The organism is Bradyrhizobium sp. AUGA SZCCT0158 (genome assembly GCF_018130065.1).
Lineage (GTDB): Bacteria > Pseudomonadota > Alphaproteobacteria > Rhizobiales > Xanthobacteraceae > Bradyrhizobium.
In genome coordinates this window covers 305,011-328,035 of record NZ_JAFCME010000003.1, presented here as the reverse complement: position 1 = coordinate 328,035, position 23,025 = coordinate 305,011, and the positions used below count along the sequence as shown (strand labels likewise).

The following is a 23,025-nucleotide window of genomic DNA, read 5'->3' as shown; positions in this document are numbered from 1 at the left end:
GCCGGGACCCTTAACCACCGGCAGGAATTATCTTGCACGCTGGTCGTTATCTTTTCTTTCCAGCAACGCGGGCCGCGGCGTATGGGTCCCGGCTCAAGGCCGGGACGACACGGAGTATGTCCTACATCCTCAACAGCGCCTGCCGGTCGATCTTGCCTGTTCCGGTCTTCGGCAGTTCATCGATGAATCGTACCTCGCGCGGGTATTTGTAAGGCAACAGCTTTGCCTTGACGAAATCCTGCAGCCGCTTGGTGGCATCGCCCGCGTCGAAGCCGCCCTGGTTCATCACCACCACCGCCTTCAGCGTCATGCGCCGGTCCGGCAGCTCGGCAGCGAAGACGGCGCATTCACGGACGTCGGGGTGCTCGGCAAGGCAGAGCTCGACTTCGAGCGGATAGACCCACTGGCCGGAAATCTTGATCAGGTCGTCGGCGCGGCCGCGGAAGAAATGGAAGCCGTCGGCATCGCGGACAAAACGGTCGCCGGTGTAGATCCAGCCGCCCTCGCGGATCGTCTCCGCTGATTTGTCCGGCCGGTTCCAGTACAGCGGCGTATTGGAATCGCCGCGCACCCACATGATCCCTTCCTCGTTGTCGCCGACGTCGCGTCCTTCCTTGTCCCGGAGCGCGATTTCATAACCGGGGACACGCAGCCCCGCCGCGCCGAGCTTCTTGTGATCGGGCCGGTTGGAAAGGTAGATGTGCAGTGCCTCGGTCGAACCCAGGCCCTCGATGATCTCGAGCCCGGTCAGCGTCTTCCAGCCGTTGAACACTTCACCCGACAGCACCTCGGCGGCGGACAGCGCCATCCGTAGCGACGAGAAGTCGGCTGCCGCCGCGCCATCGGCCTTGGTCAATGACGTATAAAGCGTCGGCAATCCGAAAAACACGCTCGGACGGTAGCGCCCGATCGCCTCGAAGATAGCGGCGGGCTTCGGCTGGCCGGGCAATAATAGCGTGGCGGCGCCGACCGAGAACGGGAAGGTGATGGAATTGCCGAAGCCGTAGGCGAAGAAAATCTTCGGCACCGAGAAGCAGATATCGTCGGGGGCGAGCTTGAGCACGCTACGTGCGAACGCGGCTTCGCTGTAGGCCATGTCGTGCTGCAGATGTACGATGCCTTTGGGCCGCCCGGTCGAGCCGGACGAGTACATCCAGAACGCCATCTCGTTGCGGTGCGTGTCGGCCTCCGCGAGTTCGGTTGGGAAGGCCTTCAGCCAGGTATCGGCGGCAAGCGTCTTCGGCACGGCGTGCTCGCCGGCGGTGCCGTTGACCACGATCAACGTGTGCAGTGGCGTGTCCTTGCAGGCGACCGCGTCGAATCGGGAAGTGAACTCGGCATCGGTCACCGCGACAGCGGCGCCGGCGTCCGAGAGATAAAACTGCAGCAGGTCCGGCGGCGTCAGGGTGTTGATCAACAGCGGCACGAAGCCGGAGCGGACCGCGCCGAAGAAGGCGGCCGGGTAAGCCGGCGTATCGTCGAGGAACAACAGGATGCGGTTGCCGCGCTTCAGCCCCAGCGACTGAAAGCCGTGACCCCATTGCGAGGCCTCGCGGCACAGCTCGACATAGCTGCGTGTGCCGGCGGGTCCGGTCAGGGCCAGGCGTTCACCGCGGCCGTGCACGAGGTTGTCGAACAGGATGCGGCTGGCGTTGTAGCGCTCCGGGATCGCGAAACCGATTTCGCGCGCGCCGGGATTTTCCAGAGGTACCTGATCGTCGATCATCATGACCGGCTCCGGCTGTTCTTTGCTGCTTCATAGCGCGCCATGAAGGCCGGCGACATCGCGCGTAGGCGCGCATCGTCGATCCGTCCGGAGCGGGTGATGTAGCTGTAGGCAAAATCCATCAGATCGAGCTTCATGTGTTCGGGGAAATGTTCGTACCAGTCGGCGCTGGTGCGCGCCGCCGTCACCAGTTTCTTCACGATCGGCTTGCGTTCGCTCTGGTAGCGGGCAAGGCCCGCCGGAATGTCCGCTTCCGCCTCCAGCGCCTTGGTCAGCGCGATGGCGTCCTCGATCGCCAGCCTTGTTCCCGAGCCGATCGAGAAATGCGCCGAATGCAGGGCATCGCCGATCAGCACCATGTTGCCGTGCGACCAGTTCTCGTTCCAGATCCAGGGAAAATTGCGCCATACCGATTTGTTCGACACCAGCGAATGGCCGTCGAGCGTGTCGGCAAAGACCTGTTCGCAGATAGCCTGCGATTGTTCGATGGTCTTGTGCTCGAAACCATAGGCCTGCCAGGTCGCCGCGTCGCATTCGACCAGGAAGGTGCTCATGGCGGGCGCATAACGGTAGTGATGCGCGTTGAAAGACCCGAGATCGGTCTTCACAAAGGTCTGCGACAGCGTGGCAAAACGTTTGCTGGTGCCATACCAGGCAAATTTGTTGGTCGAATGCGAGACCGAGGCGCCGAATTCCTTCTCAAAGTTGCGGCGCACCAGTGAGTTCAGCCCGTCGGCGGCGACGATCAGGTCATAACCCCTGAGTTCGTCCAGCGACTGGATGATGGTGTCGTATCGCGGCGTGATGCCGGCGGCGCGCACGCGCTGCTGCAGGATAGTCAGCAATTCGAGCCGGCCGATCGAGGAGAAGCCGACGCCGTCGATCTCGACGCTCTCGCCCCGCAAATTGAGCGTGATGTTCTTCCAGCTTTCCATCCGCGGCGTGATCGCATCGACCGTCTCGGGGTCGTCGGCACGCAAAAATTCCAGCGCCTGTTCGGAGAACACGACACCAAAACCCCAGGTCGCGCCTTCGGGATTCTGCTCGAACAGGTCGATCTCTGCGTCCGGATGACGGCGCTTCCAGAGATAGGCGAAGTAGAGACCGCCGGGGCCTCCGCCGATGACGGCGATACGCACAGGTTCCCTCCTGATTGACAGTATACTTACTATTTGAGCCACCCTAAACCGGACCGGGGAATGACGCTACCAAAAAAATTGCCAAAACGGGCCAGGCGGATGCTTGTCTGGGTGCAACCCGGGACTGGAACGTGATGAGCCGAGATTTAATACCACCACTCGCTCCGTATCGCGTCATCCTGAGGTGCGCGCTCTTGTGCGCCTCGAAGGATGAGAAGCGCCCGTAACCCATCCTTCGAGGCTCGCTTTGCTCGCACCTCAGAATGACGTGTGCCGATTCGATTCAATAGCGCCGGCAGGCTCCTCCGCCAGCATTTGCCGGCGGCGATAGATCGAATCTTCCAGCCGATGCGCCATTGAAACCAGCGTCGAAATATCCTGTGCGTTCTCGCTTCTGATCGCGCTCGCCATCTCGGCATCCAGCGCCTGGTCGACCTGGTTTTCGATCTCGGTCAGTTCGGCCTCGCTCTTCACTTCCCTGATCCGCCGCGGCAAGGCGAACAGGCTGCGCAACGTCGTCTCGGCTGGCTCCTGCCGGCCGCCAAGAAACCGCCATGCGGTTGCGAAGATCGAGGCCAGCGCGCCCAGCACCATCGGCGTCAGGTAAATCCAGTTGCCGTATTTATCCATGAAGCTTTGCTGGGTCCCGTTGTAGTAGGCAGCTGCCCCTGGATGGACCGGGATATAGGCGCCGGGGTCGGTATCGGGTGCCGTCAGCCCGGCCAGCAGCGGCTGGTCGCGCACGAGATCGTTGCGGGCGGTGACCAGCGCCTGGGTCAGCGTCGTGATCGTGTCCGGGTCGATCTTCTTGTTGGCCACCAGATAAGTCGCGACGCGGAGTGTGGTCAGGTCGGCGTCCGGCACCGGCGGATTGCCGCGCAGCGTGCCTTGCGGAATATCGAAGCTTTCATAGGCGCCTTCGACATCGGCGATGGCGCCGGCCGATTCCACCGGGATCAATGCGGGGAAGGAGTTATGCCCGCCCCGGAAGAAGCGCCTCACCAGGGAGATATACTTTTCGCTGAGCGGGACGACCAGCACGAACGCGCTCGCCGCTTTCGACTGTATCGCGCCCGGCGTATCCGCCGGCGCCATGTTCTTGAAGATCACCTTGTCGCCGAGGTCGTATTCCGCTTTCAGGGCCTCGACGATCTTCTGATTGATCTCGCCACCGACGACGCCGACGGTGTGGCCCTTCATCTTCTCGATGCTGGTCACCTGCGATCCCGGCAGGGCCAGGATCATCAGGACCGATTTGGTGATCAGCGCCACGCTCCGCGCCAGCGAGAGATCGCCGACATCGGCGCGCACGATGGCAAGGTCGGTCTTTCCCTCGGCAAAGATTTTTGCGGAATCGAGCACGTTGTCGGCCGGAACGATCTTCAAACGGACCGCGGATTTGGTGGCTTCCAGCCGGGCGGCGATGACGGACGCGACCTTGGCAGCTTCACCGTCGAACGACCCCACCGCGACGCTCAGCACCGTCGGCCTGTCGTAGTAACGATAGGCGATAAGGCCGGCGCCGAGGACAATGCCGGCAAGGCCCGCCAGCAGGAACGCCCGGGCCCAGAATGGCAATGCGATTGAATAATTCCTCATTCCGGATTCACAGCCATTGAACTTCGCAGCGTCCAATGCTGGCACATCATGCGCGATCCGGCAAAACAGGGAATGGCAAGTGCCGGCCGTGGCGCCGCCAATGACGGTAGCCGCGGCCGGCAAGTGCAGATGTCTTCAGTTCTGAGCCGGATCAGCTTCGATCAGGTGCAGCGGCGAACCTTCACGCCGTTCACGATCACGGTGCGGCACACGACCGCCGGCTTTGGCTTTTTGACGACGACCGCGCCTCGAGGTCCCGCACAGCCGGCGCGAACGACGCCGTCTGCGCAGACAGCCGCGTTGGCATCGGTCGACTCGAAGGTCATGGCAGTGCCGATGGCGAGCAAGGCGGCGGCAAGGAGCAGAAAAGCACGCATGTTGTTCTCCCTGGATTTATCTTGGTTGGTGTTCAGGTTTCTTCTGGAAGGTGCTGCGGATGCGTCTCAGGCCGCGCGTCTATTTCTTCTCCGCCGCCTGCAATACTTTCTTGCAAGCAGGTGTGAGCTTGTCGCTTTCCTTGGAGAGGCAGGCGATGATCCGCCCGCCGCCCGGGGTGACGCTCTTGCAGTATTTTTCGAAGTCGCCCATGCAGGCGTCGCGTTGCGCGGCAGTCAGCTCCTGCGCGAACGCTTGCGACGCAATCAACAAGGTGGATGCAGTCAGGATGGCACGTAGCATCTGTTTTTCCTCCTCGCGTTGGTTGATGATTGTTGTTCTCAAAGCGTCAGCCAGGCCGCCTGCTTGCTTCTCGATCTCGCTGTATTGAAGCTCCCTTTTTGTTGCGAAATCAGGAGAACCCATGGCGGAGATCAGAGCCGGATGGCTTTCATTCCGTGCCGATCATGTCGAGCCGGCTTCCAAGAAAATATTTCTGCACGTCGAAAAATTGATCATCGGAACGTTGATCGTATCGGCAGGGCAAAGGTCAATTGGCACACCGCGTGTCAGATCGCGATGACGATTTGTTATGTCGCGCGATCCGTGAGGTTGGTTCAATTGATCCTCGCGTTTCGTGGCGACTAGCGCGCCACAACCCTGCATCGAATGGCAGGACGTGTATCATTTGGACGTGAATCTGTCACCCAATGCAGCCTAATTCCAGGGCAGTCGATGATAAAATTAGGAGCAGTTCGAGGCATTGCCTGATGATTGAGCATCGGGCAGGGTCCCGCACTGCGAAGGGGATCCGAAGACATCGGCCAAACTGACCCGCCGGTGTTGCGATGCACAGGGGACAATAGGATGCTGATCAAGAAATCGATGCTTGCCGCGGCTTTCGCGCTCGTCACCGCCGCGCTGACCACGCCGGCACATGCCGACGCGCTGGACTCGATCATGGCGGCCAAGGTCATCAAGGTTGCAGTGCCGCAGGATTTTGCGCCGTTCGGCTCCGCCGGGCTCGATCTCAAGCCGCAGGGCTACGACATCGACATGGCCAACCTGATCGGCAAGGCGCTCGGGGTGAAGGTCGAGATCATCGCCGTCACTAGCGCCAACCGGATTCCCTATCTGCAGACCAAGAAGGCCGACATCGTCATTTCCAGCCTCGGCAAGAATGCCGAGCGCGAGAAGGTGATCGACTTTTCCGTCGCCTACGCGCCGTTCTTCTCCGGCGTGTTCGGTACCAAGGAAATCAAGGTGGCATCGGCCGACGAGCTCAAGGGCAAGACGATCGGCGCCACCCGCGGCGCCATCGAGGAGCAGGAGCTGACCAAGCTCGCGCCGGCTGACACCACGATCAAGCGTTTCGAGGATAACAACGCCACCATTGCCGCCTTCGTATCCGGACAGGTCGACCTGATCGCGACCGGCAATACGGTCGCCGCCGCCATCGCCGAGAAGGTCCCGGCCCGGGCGCCCGCGCTCAAATTCGTGATCAAGGACAGCCCGTGCTTCATCGGGCTCAACAAGGAAGAGCCAAAGCTGCTGGCCAAGCTCAACGACATCATCGCGCAGGCCAAGACGTCCGGCGACATCGCCAAACTGTCGGAGAAGTGGCTAAAGGCGCCCTTGCCGCCGGGCTTTTGACCTGGTCGCGGCGGTCAGCCCGTCATGAACTACAAGCTTCAATTCGGTGAATTGCTGCCCCACTGGGATGTGCTGCTGTGGGGGTTGCTGTTCACCGTCGTACTCACGGTCGTCTCGACCGTCGCCGGTATCGCCGTCGGCACCGCCGGCGCATCGGCGCGCACCTTCGGGCCGAAATGGCTGGGCAGCCTGGTTGCGGCCTATGTCGAGGTGATCCGCAACACGCCGTTCATCGTGCAGTTGTTCTTTATCTTCTTCGGCCTGCCGGCCGCCGGGCTGAAGCTCAGTGAATCGACCGCGGCATTCCTCGCCATGACCGTCAACCTCGGCGCCTATTCGACCGAGATCATCCGCGCCGGCATCGAGGCGGTGCCGAAAGGCCATATCGAGGCCGGTATCAGCCTTGCCATGACCAAATGGGAAGTGCTGCGCCACATCGTCCTCAAGCAGGCGTTCGAGAAGATCTATCCGGCGCTGTCGTCGCAGATCATCATCGTCATGCTGGGCTCGGCGGTGGTGTCGCAGATCTCGGCGCAGGACCTGACCTACGCCGCCAACCTCATCGCATCGCGCAATTTCCGCAACTTCGAGGTCTATCTGCTGGTGGCCTTGGCCTATCTCTTGCTCGCCATGCTGACGCGTTCGCTGCTGCGCGGCCTCGGCCGCATCCTGTTCAAGGCGAAGTGAGCATGTTGCAGTTCAGCCTCTGGGACATCCTGTCGAACCTCCTGATCGCCACACAGTGGACCATCGTGCTGTCGCTGATCGCCTTTGTCTGCGGCGGCGTTGTCGGGCTGGTCTTGCTGTTCATGCGGACCTCCCGGATCCCGGTGCTGGAATGGTCCACCAAGATCTACATCGAGCTGTTCCAGGGTACGCCGCTGCTGATGCAGCTGTTTCTGTTCTTCTTCGGCATCGCGCTGTTCGGCGTCGAGGTGAGCCCGTGGATGGCCGCGACCCTGGCGCTGACGTTCTGGACCAGCGCCTTTCTCGCCGAGATCTGGCGTGGCTGCGTCGAGTCGATTCCGAAGGGGCAGTGGGAAGCCTCTTCCAGCCTCGCCATGAGCTACATCGAGCAGATGCGTTACGTCATCCTGCCGCAGGCCTCGCGGATCGCGGTGGCGCCAACCGTCGGCTTCTCGGTGCAGGTGGTCAAAGGTACCGCGCTGGCTTCGATCATCGGCTTCGTCGAGCTGACCAAGGCCGGCACCATGCTCAACAATGCGACCTTCCGCCCGTTCGTGGTCTACTCGCTGGTCGCGCTGATTTATTTCTGCCTGTGTTTCCCGCTGTCCTGGTGGGCGAAAAAAATCGAGAGCCGCCTCAATGTCGCTCGTTAGCATTCGTGACGTCAGAAAGAGTTTTGGTCCGAACGAGGTGCTGAAGGGCGTCTCGCTCGAGGTCGCCAAGGGCGACGTGGTCGCCATCATCGGCCGCTCCGGATCGGGCAAGAGTACGCTGCTCCGCTGCATCAACGGCCTGGAGACCTATCAGTCCGGCGCGATCATCGCCGACAGCATCGAGGTCGGCGGCTCCACCACCAATCTGCGCGAACTGCGCCGCCATGTCGGCATGGTGTTCCAGCAGTTCAATCTGTTTCCGCATCTGACCGCCGCCGAGAACGTGATGCTGGCGCCGACCGTCGTCAACAAGGTGGCTTCCAAGGAAGCGCGTGCCATTGCGGCCGAGGTGCTGGCGAAGGTCGGGCTGTCCGAGAAGATGGATGCCTATCCGAACCAGCTCTCCGGCGGCCAGCAGCAGCGTGTCGCGATCGCACGTTCGCTGGCGATGCGGCCAAAAGTGCTGCTATGCGATGAAATCACTTCGGCGCTCGACCCGGAACTGGTCAACGAGGTGCTGCGCGTGGTCGAGCAGTTGGCGCGCGAAGGCATGACGCTGATCCTGGTCACGCACGAAATGCGTTTCGCCCGCGACGTCGGCACCAAGCTCGTCTTCATGCACCACGGCAAGGTGCATGAAGAGGGCGTTCCGAAAGAGGTGTTTGCCGCACCGCGGACGCCGGAATTGCAGCAGTTCGTCGGTACCGTTGCGCATGCGTAGTCCGATCGCGCCGTTTTCACGGCGCGAACCGGGTAGCGCGGCCTGCTACTGCGCCTTGAACTGGGCCAGCACGTCCTGGCAAGCCGGCGACAGCCTGCCCGCGTTGGTCGCGAGACACTGCACGATACGGCCGCCACCCGGTGCCACGCCGCCGCAGATCGTGCGGACATCGGCGCCGCAAGCCGAGCGTAGCACGAGCAGTTCTTCGCGCGGCCGCAGCGGCCGCAGCACGATCACGGTGGGTGCGGCCGCGCCTGCCGCTGCCGGAGCCGCCGCCGCGCCAGGAGCGGCGCCGGCCGCCGATGCTGCGCCACCGCCGACAGCCGCAGTGACCGCCTTCTCGCAAGCCGGCGAAAGTTTTGCTTTGTTCTTGTCCAGGCATTGCAGCGCCGGCGCACCGCCGGTCGGCACGCCGGCGCAGACTTTTGGATAGTCGGAGCGGCAGGCGCTGCGGACCGCGGAAACCTGCGCGCTCGACGGCTGCCCCGCGGCTGCGGCCGCGGGCTTGGCATCGGCCTTGGGCGCCGCGGTCGTGGTGGCAGGCTTTGCGCCGGCCGCGGTCGGAGCGGATTCGGGCTTGGCCGCGGGCGCGGCGGCAGCCGGCGCTGCCACGGCGCGCACCGCGCTTTGACAGCTCGATGATAGGCTCGACATGTTCTTCTGCAGGCATTGCAGCGAAGCTTCGCCGCCCGGCGGAATGCTGGAGCAATGCGCGATATAATCCGACCGGCATTGGGTCTTGATCGCGTCGCGCTGCGCCTGGCTCGGCGCCTGCGCAAAAGCTGGTGCTGCACTTGCGAATATCACTGCCGTCATCAACGCCCCGAGCGTTGCCGCACGTGTCAACGTGTTGAACATTTGAATAAATCCTTTTGTCGTCGCTGGAGTCGCCGCTTCAACAGAAGTGAAATCATGAACGAGAAAGCGAAGAAAATTTCGCGCGCGACATCATTTTCGGTTTCCGGTTCCCCTGCAAGTGGATTGTTGCTATTTTTATGGGATGGTCGAACGCCATAATTTGAATAGAACGCCCTTTGCAAGAACAAACGTATTGAGGCACGCAAATGAAATCTGCGCGTTCGCTGGCATGCAGCAGACCACATGACACCTTCAGACAGAGAGGCGCCATTGCGTGTCGCGCGGTCGTCGCCATTGCCGCATTCGGCGCCTTAAGTGCCTGCGAACAGAATACTTTTGTACCGCCGCCGCCGCCGAAAGTTGAGGTCGCCGTGCCGGTGCAGCGCAGCATCACGCGCTATCTGGAGGCGACCGGCAATACTGCGCCGATCAAGAACGTCGATCTGGTCGCGCGCGTGCAGGGCTTCCTGCAATCGATCAACTACAAGGACGGCACCTTCGTGAAAGAAGGCACCACGCTGTTCACGATCGAGCCGGAAACCTACAAATTGAAGCTCGATCAAGCGCAGGCTGCCGAAACCGGCATGCAGGCGTCGATGAAGCAGGCCGAAGCCGATTTCAAACGGCAGTCGGAGCTGGTGCAACGACAGGCGGTCTCGCAGGCCACGCTCGATACTTCAACGGCGGCGCGCGAGAACGCGCAGGCGAACCTGCAGCAGGCCCAGGTCAACACCAAGATTGCGGCCGTCAACTACGGCTATACCAACGTCACGGCGCCGTTCGACGGCATCGTCAGCGCGCATCTGGTGTCGGTCGGCGAACTGGTCGGCGTCTCGTCGCCGACGCAGCTTGCCAACATCGTGGCGCTCGATCCGATCTATGTGAACTTCAACGTCAACGAACAGGATGTGCAGCGGATCCGGGAAGAGGCAAGACGGCGGGGCATAACCGTCGAGGAAATCCGCCAGTTGCCGGTCGAGGTCGGATTGCAGACCGAGAGCGGCTTTCCGCACAAGGGCAAGCTCGACTACGTCTCGCCGACCCTCAATCAATCAACCGGCACGCTCGCGGTGCGCGGCCTATTGCCGAATCCCGATCGGGCGTTGCTGCCGGGATTCTTCGTCCGGGTCCGCGTGCCCTTTGACGAGCAGTCGAATGCGCTGCTGGTGCCCGATGTCGCGCTCGGCAGCGACCAGGCCGGCCGCTACGTGCTGGTTGTCAACGGCGAGAACGTGGTCGAACAGCGCAAGGTACAAACCGGGCCGCTCGAGGGCGCTTTGCGCGTGATCGAAAGCGGTTTGAAGGGCGACGATCGCGTCGTCACCGCCGGGCTCCTCCGCGCGATCCCCGGTCAGAAGGTCGACCCGCAGATCAAGAAAATCGAAGCGTCGCCGGCACCAACCAAATAGGGACCGGCCATGATTTCGAAATTCTTCATCGAGCGGCCCGTCCTTTCCAACGTCATCGCGATCCTGATGATCCTGATCGGCGGGGTATGCCTGTTTCGCCTCGCGGTGGCGCAATACCCTGATGTGGTGCCGCCGACGGTGCAGGTGACGACGCGCTATCCCGGCGCCAGTGCCAAGACCGTGATCGATACCGTGGCGCTGCCGATCGAGCAGCAGGTCAACGGCGTCGAGGACATGCTGTACATGCAGTCCTACAGCGGCGCCGACGGCACCTATTCGCTGACGGTGACGTTCAAGATCGGCACCGACCTCAACTTCGCGCAGGTGTTGGTGCAGAACCGGGTGTCGAGCGCGCTGGCGCAGCTGCCGCAATCGGTGCAGAACCAGGGCGTCACCGTGCAGAAGAAGTCGACGGCGGTCCTGCTGTTCGTGACGCTGACGTCGCCGAATGCGACCTATGACAGCCTGTTCCTGAGCAATTACGCTACCATCAACATCAGAGACGAGCTGTCGCGGCTGCCCGGCGTCGGCAACGTCACGGTGTTCGGCGCTGGCCAGTATTCGATGCGGGTCTGGCTCGATCCGAACAAGCTGCAGGTCCGCAACCTGATGCCGCAGGATGTCGTCACCTCGATCCAGCAGCAGAGCCAGCAGGTCACGGCAGGGCAGGTCGGCGCCCCGCCGGCGCCTTCGGGTCAGGCGTTCCAGTACACGCTGAACGTCAGCGGGCGGCTCAGCGACAAGAGCGAGTTCGAGGACATCATCGTCAAGACCGGCAGCAACGGCGATGTCACCCGCGTCCGCGACGTCGGCTGGGTCGAACTCGGCGCCCAGACCTACAGCCAGGCGTTCTCGCTCAACAACAAGCCCGCCACCGGCATCGGCGTGTTCCAGTCGCCCGGCGCCAACGCGCTCGAGGTCGAGAAGGCCGTCAGGGAAAAGATGACGGTGCTCGCCAAGGCGTTTCCGCAGGACGTGAAACATGACACGCCGTTCGACACCACGAAATTCGTCTCGGAATCGATCAAGGAGGTCTACAAGACGCTGATCGAGGCGGGCTTCCTCGTCCTGATCGTGATCCTGATCTTCCTGCAGGACTGGCGCGCGATGCTGGTGCCGGCAACCACCGTGCCGGTGACGATCATCGGCGCCTTCGCCGCGATGGCGGCGCTCGGCTTTACCGTCAACATCTCGACCCTGTTCGCGATCGTGCTGGCGATCGGCATCGTGGTCGACGACGCCATCGTTGTGGTCGAGGGCGCCGCGCATAACATCGAGAAGGGCATGTCCGGCCATGACGCCGCGATATCGGCGATGGACGCGCTGTTCGCGCCAATCGTCGGCATCACGCTGGTGCTGATCTCGGTGTTCCTGCCGTCGGCCTTCCTGCCGGGATTGACCGGGCGCATGTATTCGCAATTCGCGCTGGTGATTGCGGCGACCGCGCTGCTCAGCGCCATCAATGCCGCGACGCTGAAGCCGACCCAATGCGCGCTGTGGCTGCGCCGACCGGCGCCGCCGGAACAGCGCAATTTCTTCTACCGCGGCTTCAACGCGGTCTACGACCGGCTCGAGCGCGGCTATGCCCGGCTGATCGGCCGCCTGGTCGCGCACAGCAACGTCTCGGTGATCGCAGCGCTCATCCTGATCTGTGGCGCCGGCTATGGCCTGTCGCGGGTGCCGACCGGGTTTATTCCCATTGAAGATCAGGGCTATCTCCTGGTCGCCGTGCAACTGCCCGACGGGGCCTCGCTCGACCGCACCCAGCAAGTGCTTACCCGCGTCAGCGACATCGCCGGCAAGCACCCCGGCGTCGATCAGGTCATCAGCATTTCCGGCATCTCGGCGCTGGATAGTTCGTCGAGCCTGGCCAATGCCGGCGTCGCCTACCTGATTTTGAAGGAGTGGAGCGCGCGCGGCGAGGGCGAGGATCTGCGCTCGCTGTTCGTCGGCCTGAACGATAAGATGTCTGCCATCGAGGAGGCGCGAATCCTGGTGATCCCGCCGCCGCCGATCCAGGGCATCGGCAACGCTGCCGGTTTTGCGATGCAGGTTCAGTTGCGCGACGGCAATGCCGACTACGGCAAACTGCAGGCGATTGCCGGCGCCATCGTCTCCAACGCGCAGACGCAGAGCGCGCTGCAGCGCGTCAGCTCGTCGTTCCGCTCGATGGTGCCGCAATTCGACGTCGAGGTCGACCGGGTCAAGACCCAGACCCTGCATGTCACGACCGACCAGATCTTCTCGACGCTGTCGTCCTACATGGGTTCGACCTACGTCAACCAGTTCAACAAGTTCGGCCGCACCTTCCAGGTCTATGCCCAGGCGGATGCGCAGTATCGCCTGACCTTGCGCGACATGGCGAACATGATGGTGCGCAACAGCAATGGCGACATGATCCCGCTCGGCACGGTCGCCAAGATCACGCCCTCGGTCGGCCCCTCGCTGATCAGCCTGTACAATCTCTATCCGTCCGCAAGCATCATCGGCCTGCCCGCCACGGGCTACAGCTCGGGCCAGTCGATGAAACTGATGGAGGAGATCGCCGGAAAGACCCTGCCGCAGGGCACCGGCTTTGAATGGACGGCAATGTCGTACCAGGAGAAGGTCGTCGGCGGCCAGATCTACTGGGCGTTCGGGCTCGCGCTGCTATTGGTCTATCTCGTGCTGGCCGGACAGTATGAAAGCTGGTTCGCGCCGATCTCGGTGATATTAGCGGTGCCGTTGTCGCTGCTCGGTCCGATGATCGTGCTGACGGGGCTGCGGATCGAGAACAACCTCTATACCCAGATCGGCATCATCCTGCTGATCGCGCTGTCGGCGAAGAACGCCATTCTGATTGTCGAGGTCGCGCTCGAACTTCATGTGCGCGACCGCAAGCCGCTGCTGGAATCCGCGGTTGAGGCGGCGCGAGCCCGGTTCCGCCCGATCCTGATGACCTCGTTTGCCTTCATCCTCGGCGTGGTGCCGCTGGTGCTGGCGACCGGCGCCGGCGCCAACGCCCGCAAATCGATCGGCATCACCGTGTTCTCGGGCATGCTGGCCTCGACCTGTCTCGCGGTGCTGTTCGTGCCGACGTTCTTTGTCGTGGTGCAGCGGTTCGAGAACTGGCTCAGTGAGCGGAAGCGGAAGAAAGCGGGCGCGCAGGCGGCGCCGGGTGCGCGTTAGACTCACGGTGTCGTCCCGGCCTTGAGCCGGGACCCATACGCCGCAGCCTATCGGCGAGAACGCTGGCGTTAGATACCTTCCGTAACAATAACCGCCGCGGCGTATGGGTCCCCGCGTTCGCGGGGACGACGGTTGATGGAGTTGCGCCTACACCTTCACCATCCGCTTGCCGCGGTTCTCGCCGGCGAGCAATCCGATCAGCGCCTGCGGCGTGTTCTCCAGGCCGTTGATGACGTCTTCCTGCACCTTCAGTTTGCCGGAAGCGACCCAGGACTGCAGGTCCTTCAACGCAGAATCGCGCTCGTTCATGTAGTCCATCACGATGAAGCCTTGCATGATCAGGCGCTTTACCACGATCAGGCCGGGCACGCCGCGCGGGCCGGTCGCCGACGGCACGCCGTCATACTGCGAGATCGCGCCGCAGCAGGAGATGCGGCCGCGGTTGTTCATCAGCGCGATGCAGGCCTCCAGAATGTCGCCGCCGACATTGTCGAAATAGACGTCGATGCCCTTCGGCGCCGCCGCCCGCAGCGCCTTGTAGGTCGCGCCGTCCTTGTAATCGACCGCGGCGTCGAAGCCGAGCTCGCTGGTGAGCCAGTTGCATTTGTCCTTGCCGCCGGCGATGCCGACGACGTGGCAGCCTTTTATCTTCGCAATCTGGCCGACGATCGAGCCGACCGAGCCGGCGGCGGCCGAGACCACGACGGTTTCACCTTCCTTAGGCTTGCCGACATGGAGCAGGCCGAAATAGGCGGTGAGGCCGGCAATGCCGTAGACGCTGAGCAGATGCGTCATCGGCTCCATCCGGGGCATCTTGGTCAAATGCTTTGCGGGCACCGCCGCGTAATCCTGCCAGCCGGTGTCGCCGAACACGATGTCACCCGGGCTGAGGCCAGGTGCCTTCGAGGACACGACCTCGGCGATGCCGCCGCCGGCCATCACGGTGTTGGCTTCGACCGCGGCGCGATAGGTGGCGCCGTGCATCCATGCGCGGTTGGCGGCGTCGAGCGAGATATAGCGCGCCCGCACCAGCACCTCGCCGTCCTTCGGCTCCGGCACTGCACCCTCCGACATCTTGAAATGCTCGGGTCCGAGCTTGCCGGTCGGCTTTTCCACCAGCAGGATCTGGCGATTGACGGTGGCGTTCATGGCGTTTTCTCCCTCGGCTTGATCGTTCTTGATGCAGTTGATCGCATATCAGGCGGCCAATTGCACTCGCTGTGTTGCGTCTCCCTCCAGAGCTGTAAGAATCCAGGCTTCAGAAGAATTGCAAATCCTGCGCGCGTCCGCCGCGGGCGGTCGTGGCGTATTCGATCGCCAGGAACAGTCCGCCCGCGACATATACTTTGCGCTTCTGCGACGCCGCCAACGCACCGGCCAGCCGCACCGCTTCTTCGATCGTATCCGCGACACGAATATCCGCGGCTGGATTGGCGAACCGCGCCGCGGCAGCGATGTCGTGCGGCTTGGCGCCCTTGTGGTACGCCGCCGTGCAGATGATCGTGTCGAAAGCCGGCGCCAGGCTGCCTACGATCTCGTTCGCCTTCTTGTCGCCGGAGGCGCCGGTGACGAGGATCCAGTCGTCGGCGCCGTGGATCGCCTTCAGGCTCGCCAGCGATTGTCGGATGCCGTCGGGGGTATGGCCGACATCGATCACCGTCAGTGGGGCCTGCGCGATGATTTCGAGACGGCCGGGCCATTGCGTCTGGCGCAGGCCGGTGCGGATAGCTTGCTCGATCCGCTCAGGCGCCTTGCTCGCCTGCGCGCCCTGCAGCCAGAGCAGGAACAGCGTGACGGCGATCGCGGCGTTGTTGAACTGAACCGCGCCGAGCAGGCGCATCTCGAGGTGGCGATAGTGGTGATGGCCGAACCGGTAATCGAACCGCTGTCCTGACGGGGACGCGGACTCGCCGTCGATACCGATCTCATCGCGGACGAACAGCGACGTGACTCCACGATGGCGATTATATTCGAGCAGATGCCGCCGCAGGCCGCGGCAATTCTCGCCATAGATGATGGTGCCGCCGTCGGCGCAGGCGTCGCTCTTGTCGGAAGCGATCAGCGCCAGCGTGTTGCCGAGCAATTCGACGTGTTCGAAATCGACCGACGTCACGCAGGTTTCGCGTGCGCCGACCAGGCGGACGGGATCGTAGCGGCCGCCGATGCCGGCCTCGAACACCGTGAATTCGCAATCGTTTTCCTGGAAATGCAGGCAGGCGAGGGCGAACAACGCTTCGAACGCGCCGAACTGTTCGCCGCGCTGCTGCGAGATTTCGGCGATGGCGGTCTCAACCCTTTGCTTGCACCGGGCGAAATCATCATCACCGATCTCGGCATCATCGATCCGGATGCGTTCGTTGAAGCGCAGCAAGTGAGGGGAAGTAAAAAGACCGGTTCGCAGGCCACAGGCGCGGCCGATCGCGGCGCACACCGCAGCCGTGCTGCCTTTGCCGTTCGAGCCGGTCACCACGACCGAGTTTCGCTGCAGCCGCGCGCGATCGATCTTGAGCGCGTCGAGCAATTCGGCCAGGCGCGCGAGGCAGATGCCGTCGCCGTATTTTGGCAGGTCAAACACCGAGCAGTCCCATCGCGTGAAACGTGTGCTGCCAGATCTTCAGGATCAGATCGCCGCGGTCGGATTCTTCCAGCAGCCGGATCGACGGGTTGGAATTGACTTCGATCACCGCCATGGCGCCGGGATCGCCGCCGATCCCGACGAACAGATCGACGGCGGCGACGCGAAGCCCAAGTGCGCTTGCGGCTTTTTTCGCCAGCGTGGCTGCTTCGGAAGGCGCAGCTTCGAGCACCATCGTTCCGCCGGCGCTCAGATTCATCCGCCCGGGAATGTCGCGGCGCTCGCCTTGCGGCAGCACGGCGTCGAGCGAGGGGTCGCGCTCCCCGGGGGAGGCCGGCGAGAGACCGCGGGCGCGAAGGGCATCGTTATGGGCGGTAAATAATTCGCGCAACGTGTGCACGCCGTCGCCGCGGACGAAGGGCGGATTTTTGCGCGCGCAATACAGCGCGTCGTCGTCGAGCAGAAAGACCCTGTACTCGGTGCCCTCGACGATCGGCTGGATCAGCACCGCGTCGTAATATTTCGCGACGTCGTCGAGATATCCAATGAGCGCAGCTTCGCCGTGAATCCTTTGCGCGAAATCGCCGCGCGATCCCGTCAGCGGCTTGACGAAGGCGGATGCGCCCAATTCGCGAAAGTGTGTCAACGCGTCCTCGCGCTCATGCCCTGGGGGGCGATGTGCGCGATAGCGTTCATGGAGGAAGAAGTACTTGCTGCTAATCGTCGATATCCCGGCCTCTTCAAGAACTTTGCCGGTGAAGTATTTATCGGACGCCAGCGTCGAGGCGGTGGCATTGTTCTGCGGATACCAGGAGCAGCGGCCGGCGCCGAAATGCAGCAATTTGTTCGGCGAAGCGACGCTGAAGAGCAGCCCGGAGCCGCCGTCGAGATCGCGAAAGGCGAGCCCGAATTCAGCGCAGGCGAATTCGGCGTAGATCGACTGGTCCGGATAAAAGCCCGGTTTACCTTGTCGAAATTCTTTCACGCTTCGCATGCGGTCTCTTTTGACGCGTTCTAAAATTCGCGTAGCAATTTATTGCCAGATCGGCGTCAATTTCAGCAAGTTAATTGCGTGTGAGATCTCCATTAACGAAGACCAATCGAACCTTTCCGCAAAATAAACCGACTGCCATTCCGAGTTCTCAATTGTACGCCAATTGATCTTGACTATCTCTGTCATTGGCGCAATTGAAACGTCAAATCGCCAATGATTTCGCGGGTTTTTAGCTCTTTGAGCCCCGAAAAACCGGCAAGAAACTGATTTGTTCTACACCAAGACGTCAGGAAAAACGAAAACACATGAGCGCGTTCTATAGAGAGAAAGTTCTTTCTGTCCGTCATTGGACCGATACGCTTTTCAGCTTCACCGCCACCCGCGATTCCGGCTTCCGTTTCCAGAATGGGCAGTTCGCGATGATCGGCCTCGAGGTCGAGGGCCGCCCGCTGCTGCGTGCCTACAGCATGGCGAGCGCCAATCACGAGGAGGAACTCGAGTTCTTCTCGATCAAGGTTGCGGACGGGCCGCTGACCTCGAAGCTGCAGAAGATCCGCGAAGGCGACACCATCCTGGTCGGCCGCAAGGCGACGGGAACGCTGATCACCGACAATCTGATTCCGGGCAAGCGCCTGCTGCTGCTGTCGACCGGCACCGGGCTTGCGCCGTTCGCGAGCCTGATCAAGGACCCGGATGTCTATGAGCGCTATGAAACCATCGTGCTGGTTCATGGCTGCCGGCAGGTTTCCGAACTCGCTTATGGCGAGGAGCTGGTCGCGAAGCTGCGCGACGACGAATTGTTCGGGCCGCTACTGTCCGAGAAACTGCTGTATTATCCGACCGTGACCCGCGAGCCGTTCCGCAATCGCGGCCGCATCACCGACCTGATCACCTCGGAACAGCTGTTCAACGACATCCACCAGCCGCCGCTCGATATCGCGACCGACCGCATCATGATGTGCGGCAGCCCCGGCATGCTGGAAGAACTGCGCCAGCTGTTCGAGACCCGCGACTTCCTCGAAGGCAGCCACAGCCAGCCCGGTCACTTCGTGATCGAAAAGGCGTTCGTGGAACGCTAACGATGTCGTCCCGGCCTTGAGCCGGGACCCATAGCCACCGGCGGCAATTGGTCTGCACGCTGGTTGTTATCTTCTTTTTCCAACAACGCGGGCCGCGGCGTATGGGTCCCCCGATGCGCAATTGCGCATCTGAGCTCGAGGCCGGGACGACGTGGGGAAAGAGCGTCGCTCTCCCAGTAGCCCATCCCATTCCCCCGCTGCTATAACCCTCCCAACGCCATGCGGCCTGTGCCGACGCGGCGATCAGGGAGCCAGGCGTTGTCGGTACGCGATCAGATCGGCCCGGTGAAGACCGCCTTTGTGTTCGCCGGCGGCGGCAGCTTTGGCGCCATTCAGGTCGGCATGTTGCATTCGCTCGCCGCGCACGGAATTTCCGCCGATATGGTGGTCGGCTCCAGCGTCGGCGCCCTCAACGGCGCCTTTTATGCCGGCGATCCGACGCTCAAGGGCGTGGAGCGGCTGGGCGACATCTGGCGCGGATTAACCCGGCACGACGTGTTTCCGATGAGTTGGCGCACGGTGCTGAGCTTTCTGTGGCGCCGCGATTTCCTGATTTCCCACGACGGCATCCGCAAACTGATCGACGACCACATTCCCTATCGCAATCTGCAGGATGCCAAGGTGCCGGTGCATATCGTCACCACCGACATCATTTCCGGCGACAGCGTTGTGCTGTCGGAAGGCTCGACTTCGGAGGCGATCGTCGCTTCGACCGCGATCCCCGGCGCTTTCGCGCCGATCCCCTACAAGAATTACTATCTCGCCGATGGTGCGATCTCCAGCAACACGCCGATCCAGGTCGCGGTTCAGAAAGGCGCCAAGCGGTTGATCATCCTGCCAACCGGGCACGCCTGCGCCACGCAGGCTCCACCCGTCGGCGCGGTCGCCAATGCGCTGCATGCGCTGACGCTGCTGATCGCGCGGCAATTGGTCATTGAGCTGGAGGGCCTCGATCCCGGCATCGAATATTTCGTGGTGCCGCCGCTATGCCCACTGGTGGGATCACCTTACGATTTTTCGCGCACCGCCGATCACATCGACCGCGCGATTGCCACGACAGATGCGTGGCTCGCCCACCATGGCCTGCAGCAGGGCAAGATTCCCGGGGAAATGCGGCTGCACAGCCACTGAGGCGCGACGGTTACGCTGCACTGCAAAAGCAGCTTCCGATCAATTGATTCAACCACCACGAGCTTGTGCAAATATTTTGCGATCCCCTGTCACGTCGGCGACGGCTGGACCGTATATCGTATGGTGCTTATGCCAATGGTTGGATTAAGCTGCTGGCGGACAAGAATAATTCCGCAAGAATATTCCGGCTGAGGGGTTGTCATGGAAACGCTGTTGATGCCGTTCTCGCCACGCTACATCGTGCTGACGATCTGCGCGGTCGTCACGGCACTGCTGATCGGCATCGGCATCTTCGATCAAAATTTGAAGGTGTGGGAAATATTGCTGGTTCCCATCGTGATCTTCGGCGGGCTCACCGTTCTCGGCATTCGCGACCTCACGCAAGAGAGCCACGCGGTGCTGCGGAATTATCCGATCTCCGCGCACATCCGTTTTCTGCTGGAAGAGATCCGGCCGGAGATGCGGCAGTATTTCTTCGAGAGCGAGAAGGACGGCATGCCGTTCTCCCGCGATACCCGCGCGCTGGTCTATCAGCGCGCCAAGATGCAGCTCGACAAGCGGCCGTTCGGCACCCAGGAAGACGTCTATCGCGACGGTTATGAATGGATGCATCATTCGATGGCACCGAAGGCTCGCGCCGTCGAGCAGTTTCGCGTCACCATCGGCGGTCCGGATTGCACCAAGCCGTATTCGGCCTCGGTGTTCAACATTTCGGCGATGAGTTTTGGCGCGCTTAGTCCAAATGCCGTACGCGCGTTGAATGCGGGCGCCAAAAAAGGTGATTTCGCGCATGACACCGGCGAGGGCGGCGTCAGTCCCTACCACCGCGAGAACGGCGGCGACATCATCTGGGAAATCGGATCCGGCTATTTCGGCTGCCGCAACCGGGACGGCGGCTTCAATCCCGAATTGTTCGCGCGCATTGCTTCCGACGACCAGATCAAGATGGTCGAACTCAAGATCAGCCAGGGCGCCAAGCCCGGACACGGCGGCGTGTTGCCGGCGGCCAAGGTCTCGGAAGAGATTTCAAAGATCCGGGGCGTGCCGATGGGCGAAGACTGCATCTCGCCGGCCAGCCACCGCGCGTTTTCGACGCCGCTCGAAATGATGGCCTTCATCGGTGAAATGCGGCGGTTGTCCGGCGGCAAGCCCGCCGGATTCAAGCTGTGCGTCGGCCATCCCTGGGAGTTCCTGGCCATCTGCAAGGCGATGCTGCAGACCGGGATCTATCCTGATTTCATCGTGGTCGACGGCAATGAAGGCGGCACCGGCGCCGCTCCGCTGGAATTCATGGACCATCTGGGCATGCCGATGCGCGAGGGCGTCAATTTCGTCCATAACGCGCTGGTGGGCATCAACGCGCGCGACCGCATCCGCATCGGCGCCGCCGGCAAGATCGCGACCGCCTTCGACATGGCGCGCGCGATGGCGATCGGCGCCGATTGGTGCAATTCGGCGCGCGGCTTCATGTTCGCGCTGGGCTGCATCCAATCGCTGAGCTGCCATACCGACCGTTGCCCGACCGGGGTGACTACGCAGGACCCGTCGCGCGCGCGCGCGCTGGTGGTGCCGCACAAGATCGATCGCGTCTACAACTATCATCACGCCACCTTGCATGCGTTGGCCGAGCTGCTCGCCGCTGCTGGCCTCGACCATCCGCAGCAGTTACGGCCGATCCACTTCTCGCAGCGATCCTCCACGAACGACACATTGACGTTCGCGAAACTTTATCCGCCGCTGCGCCCGGGCGAGCTGATCGACGGCACCAGCGATGCACGCTTCCGCGACGCCTGGGATATGGCCCGGGCGGATTCGTTCCAGCCGGCGGGGTGAGCCTTCACGCTTACGTCATCCCGGCTCGAGGCCGGGACGACAAGCTATCGCCGCAGGGCCGCTGCTCTGATAAAGCCTCTCTCTGGAATGACTGCCCGTAAAAAAGGGAGACAATGCTTTATCTGGAACTCGGGATCGTGACGGTCCTGATCATCACCAATGGCCTGCTTGCAATGTCGGAGCTTGCCATTGTCTCGTCGCGGCCGGCACGGCTCGCCGCGCTCGTCGAAAAGAACGTCACGGGTTCCCGCCGTGCACTCGCGCTGGCGTCTGATCCCGGCAAGTTCCTGTCGACGGTCCAGATCGGGATCACGCTGATCGGCGTGCTGTCGGGTGCGTTTTCCGGCGCCACGCTGGGCCAGCGCCTGACCAACCTGCTGGTCGAATCGGGATTGTCGAAAGGCCTGGCTGACGCGATCGGCGTCGGCGTCGTGGTGAGCGTCATCACCTACGCCTCACTCATCATTGGCGAATTGGTCCCCAAGCAGATCGCCTTGCGCGACCCGGAATCGGTGGCGGTGCGCGTCGCGCCCTACATGATGTTGCTCTCGAAGATTTCGTCGCCCCTGGTGTGGCTGCTGGATCGCTCCGGCAAGGGGCTGTTGTGGCTGCTCGGCCATCGGGGTGAAGCCGAAGACAAGGTCAGTGAGGACGAAATCCGCACATTGGTGGTCGAGGCCGAGAACGCCGGGGTACTCGAGCCCGGCGAAAAGGAAATGATCGCGGGCGTCATGCGTCTTGGCGATCTTCCGGTCGGCGCCGTCATGACGCCCCGCCCCGAAGTCAGCATGATCAATCTGGCGGATCCGCCTGAAATTATCTTTGCTGCGCTTGCCGGCAGCAACCATTCCCGCTTTGTGGTGTTCGACAAGGATCCGGATGCGGCGCTCGGCATTGTCCAGTCCAAGGACATGCTGGACAGCTATTTGTCAGGGCAGGCACCCGATATTCGCACGCTGGTCCGGGATGCGCCGATCATTCCGGAATTCCTCGATGCCAGGGACGTCGTCGCGGTGCTTCGTGACTCCCCCGTGCATATGGGGCTGGTGCATGATGAATACGGCGCCTTCCAGGGCGTCGTGACCAGTGCCGACATTCTCGAATCGATCGTCGGCGGTTTCCATACCGAAGAGGGGCCGCCCGAAGCGGCGGTGGTGAAACGGGACGACGGCTCGTATCTGATCTCGGGCTGGATGCCTGCCGTCGAATTTGCGAATCTGCTCCAGATCGTCCTGCCGTCGTCGCGGCAGTATCAAACCATGGCCGGCTTCCTGCTCCAGCAGTTCGGCGCGATACCTGGCGTCGGCGATCACGTGGAGGCGCAGGGCTGGCGCTTCGAGATCGTCGATCTCGACGGCCGGCGTATCGACAAGGCGCTGGCGACGCGCATCGACGATGCCGCCACGACGCCAGCGTGATGCCGAA

19 protein-coding genes are annotated in these 23,025 nt (G+C 62.3%); 10 read left to right on the top strand and 9 right to left on the bottom strand.

Annotation, left to right across the window (positions count from 1 at the left end):
- Positions 1-121: 121 nt before the first annotated feature.
- The 5 genes from JQ574_RS06345 to JQ574_RS34905 all read right to left on the bottom strand — a co-directional run bounded on the left by JQ574_RS06345 (position 122) and on the right by JQ574_RS34905 (position 5,265).
- A complete protein-coding gene (locus JQ574_RS06345; RefSeq protein WP_212209717.1) occupies positions 122-1,729 on the bottom strand; it encodes a benzoate-CoA ligase family protein in 1,608 nt (535 codons plus the stop codon).
- On the bottom strand, positions 1,726-2,865 hold the full coding sequence (locus tag JQ574_RS06340) for an FAD-dependent monooxygenase (protein ID WP_212209716.1): 1,140 nt from the start codon (positions 2,863-2,865) through the stop codon (positions 1,726-1,728). The genes JQ574_RS06345 and JQ574_RS06340 overlap by 4 nt, the downstream gene beginning before the upstream one ends.
- A gap of 258 nt (positions 2,866-3,123) precedes the next feature.
- Complete coding sequence (locus JQ574_RS06335; RefSeq protein WP_212209715.1) at positions 3,124-4,464, bottom strand: TAXI family TRAP transporter solute-binding subunit; 1,341 nt, start codon at positions 4,462-4,464, stop codon at positions 3,124-3,126.
- A 161-nt stretch (positions 4,465-4,625) separates the two neighbouring features.
- Positions 4,626-4,841: a hypothetical protein gene (locus JQ574_RS06330; protein WP_212209714.1), complete on the bottom strand. Its 216-nt coding sequence runs from the start codon at positions 4,839-4,841 to the stop codon at positions 4,626-4,628.
- A gap of 79 nt (positions 4,842-4,920) precedes the next feature.
- The gene (locus JQ574_RS34905; RefSeq protein WP_249119139.1) at positions 4,921-5,265 is read right to left on the bottom strand and encodes a cysteine rich repeat-containing protein; all 345 of its coding nucleotides are present in this window, start codon (positions 5,263-5,265) and stop codon (positions 4,921-4,923) included.
- A gap of 459 nt (positions 5,266-5,724) precedes the next feature.
- Here JQ574_RS34905 and JQ574_RS06320 point away from each other — a divergent pair, with 459 nt between their 5' ends.
- Genes JQ574_RS06320 through JQ574_RS06305 form a run of 4 tightly spaced genes read left to right on the top strand, consistent with a single transcriptional unit; the run spans position 5,725 to position 8,553 of the window.
- Positions 5,725-6,492 (top strand): transporter substrate-binding domain-containing protein, encoded by a 768-nt coding sequence (locus tag JQ574_RS06320; protein ID WP_249119157.1) that lies wholly within the window; start codon positions 5,725-5,727, stop codon positions 6,490-6,492.
- Between the two features lie 24 nt (positions 6,493-6,516).
- A complete protein-coding gene (locus JQ574_RS06315) occupies positions 6,517-7,179 on the top strand; it encodes an amino acid ABC transporter permease (protein WP_212209712.1) in 663 nt (220 codons plus the stop codon).
- Between the two features lie 2 nt (positions 7,180-7,181).
- Entirely contained in the window at positions 7,182-7,832 is a 651-nt protein-coding gene (locus tag JQ574_RS06310; RefSeq protein ID WP_212209711.1) for an amino acid ABC transporter permease, read from the top strand.
- Entirely contained in the window at positions 7,819-8,553 is a 735-nt protein-coding gene (locus JQ574_RS06305; RefSeq protein WP_212209710.1) for an amino acid ABC transporter ATP-binding protein, read from the top strand. Before JQ574_RS06310 ends, JQ574_RS06305 begins: the two co-directional genes overlap by 14 nt.
- A gap of 45 nt (positions 8,554-8,598) precedes the next feature.
- On the opposite strand, the gene JQ574_RS06300 is transcribed toward JQ574_RS06305, so the two are convergent.
- A complete protein-coding gene (locus JQ574_RS06300; protein WP_212209709.1) occupies positions 8,599-9,411 on the bottom strand; it encodes a hypothetical protein in 813 nt (270 codons plus the stop codon).
- 206 nt (positions 9,412-9,617) lie between these two features.
- On the opposite strand from JQ574_RS06300, the gene JQ574_RS06295 reads away from it, so the two are divergent.
- Positions 9,618-10,820, top strand: a complete 1,203-nt coding sequence (locus JQ574_RS06295) for an efflux RND transporter periplasmic adaptor subunit (RefSeq protein ID WP_212209708.1) — start codon at positions 9,618-9,620, stop codon at positions 10,818-10,820.
- Positions 10,821-10,829: 9 nt separating this feature from the next.
- The gene (locus JQ574_RS06290) at positions 10,830-13,988 is read left to right on the top strand and encodes an efflux RND transporter permease subunit (protein ID WP_212209707.1); all 3,159 of its coding nucleotides are present in this window, start codon (positions 10,830-10,832) and stop codon (positions 13,986-13,988) included.
- A 147-nt stretch (positions 13,989-14,135) separates the two neighbouring features.
- Here JQ574_RS06290 and JQ574_RS06285 read toward each other — a convergent pair whose 3' ends face one another.
- The 3 genes from JQ574_RS06285 to JQ574_RS06275 form a co-directional block, all read right to left on the bottom strand.
- Entirely contained in the window at positions 14,136-15,137 is a 1,002-nt protein-coding gene (locus JQ574_RS06285) for an NADP-dependent oxidoreductase (protein WP_212209706.1), read from the bottom strand.
- Between the two features lie 109 nt (positions 15,138-15,246).
- Positions 15,247-16,563, bottom strand: a complete 1,317-nt coding sequence (locus JQ574_RS06280) for a glutamate ligase domain-containing protein (RefSeq protein ID WP_212209705.1) — start codon at positions 16,561-16,563, stop codon at positions 15,247-15,249.
- Positions 16,556-17,557 (bottom strand): RimK family alpha-L-glutamate ligase, encoded by a 1,002-nt coding sequence (locus tag JQ574_RS06275; protein ID WP_212209704.1) that lies wholly within the window; start codon positions 17,555-17,557, stop codon positions 16,556-16,558. Before JQ574_RS06275 ends, JQ574_RS06280 begins: the two co-directional genes overlap by 8 nt.
- 305 nt (positions 17,558-17,862) lie before the next feature.
- Between JQ574_RS06275 and JQ574_RS06270 the strand changes: the two genes are divergently transcribed.
- The 4 genes from JQ574_RS06270 to JQ574_RS06255 all read left to right on the top strand — a co-directional run bounded on the left by JQ574_RS06270 (position 17,863) and on the right by JQ574_RS06255 (position 23,018).
- Positions 17,863-18,636: a ferredoxin--NADP reductase gene (locus tag JQ574_RS06270; RefSeq protein WP_212209703.1), complete on the top strand. Its 774-nt coding sequence runs from the start codon at positions 17,863-17,865 to the stop codon at positions 18,634-18,636.
- Between the two features lie 258 nt (positions 18,637-18,894).
- Positions 18,895-19,767, top strand: coding sequence for a patatin-like phospholipase family protein (locus JQ574_RS06265; RefSeq protein ID WP_249119138.1), 873 nt, complete (start codon positions 18,895-18,897; stop codon positions 19,765-19,767).
- Between the two features lie 201 nt (positions 19,768-19,968).
- Entirely contained in the window at positions 19,969-21,600 is a 1,632-nt protein-coding gene (locus JQ574_RS06260; RefSeq protein WP_212209701.1) for an FMN-binding glutamate synthase family protein, read from the top strand.
- Between the two features lie 113 nt (positions 21,601-21,713).
- Complete coding sequence (locus JQ574_RS06255; protein WP_212209700.1) at positions 21,714-23,018, top strand: hemolysin family protein; 1,305 nt, start codon at positions 21,714-21,716, stop codon at positions 23,016-23,018.
- Positions 23,019-23,025: the final 7 nt, after the last annotated feature.

Coding starts and splice junctions, on each gene's coding strand:
- JQ574_RS06285 (WP_212209706.1), bottom strand. CDS start 15,137: ATGAACGCCACCGTCAATCGCCAGATCCTGCTGGTGGAAAAGCCGACC.
- JQ574_RS06270 (WP_212209703.1), top strand. CDS start 17,863: ATGAGCGCGTTCTATAGAGAGAAAGTTCTTTCTGTCCGTCATTGGACC.
- JQ574_RS06330 (WP_212209714.1), bottom strand. CDS start 4,841: ATGCGTGCTTTTCTGCTCCTTGCCGCCGCCTTGCTCGCCATCGGCACT.
- JQ574_RS34905 (WP_249119139.1), bottom strand. CDS start 5,265: ATGGGTTCTCCTGATTTCGCAACAAAAAGGGAGCTTCAATACAGCGAG.
- JQ574_RS06320 (WP_249119157.1), top strand. CDS start 5,725: ATGCTTGCCGCGGCTTTCGCGCTCGTCACCGCCGCGCTGACCACGCCG.
- JQ574_RS06345 (WP_212209717.1), bottom strand. CDS start 1,729: ATGATGATCGACGATCAGGTACCTCTGGAAAATCCCGGCGCGCGCGAA.
- JQ574_RS06310 (WP_212209711.1), top strand. CDS start 7,182: ATGTTGCAGTTCAGCCTCTGGGACATCCTGTCGAACCTCCTGATCGCC.
- JQ574_RS06315 (WP_212209712.1), top strand. CDS start 6,517: ATGAACTACAAGCTTCAATTCGGTGAATTGCTGCCCCACTGGGATGTG.
- JQ574_RS06255 (WP_212209700.1), top strand. CDS start 21,714: ATGCTTTATCTGGAACTCGGGATCGTGACGGTCCTGATCATCACCAAT.
- JQ574_RS06300 (WP_212209709.1), bottom strand. CDS start 9,411: ATGTTCAACACGTTGACACGTGCGGCAACGCTCGGGGCGTTGATGACG.
- JQ574_RS06295 (WP_212209708.1), top strand. CDS start 9,618: ATGAAATCTGCGCGTTCGCTGGCATGCAGCAGACCACATGACACCTTC.
- JQ574_RS06290 (WP_212209707.1), top strand. CDS start 10,830: ATGATTTCGAAATTCTTCATCGAGCGGCCCGTCCTTTCCAACGTCATC.
- JQ574_RS06275 (WP_212209704.1), bottom strand. CDS start 17,557: ATGCGAAGCGTGAAAGAATTTCGACAAGGTAAACCGGGCTTTTATCCG.
- JQ574_RS06260 (WP_212209701.1), top strand. CDS start 19,969: ATGGAAACGCTGTTGATGCCGTTCTCGCCACGCTACATCGTGCTGACG.
- JQ574_RS06335 (WP_212209715.1), bottom strand. CDS start 4,464: ATGAGGAATTATTCAATCGCATTGCCATTCTGGGCCCGGGCGTTCCTG.
- JQ574_RS06305 (WP_212209710.1), top strand. CDS start 7,819: ATGTCGCTCGTTAGCATTCGTGACGTCAGAAAGAGTTTTGGTCCGAAC.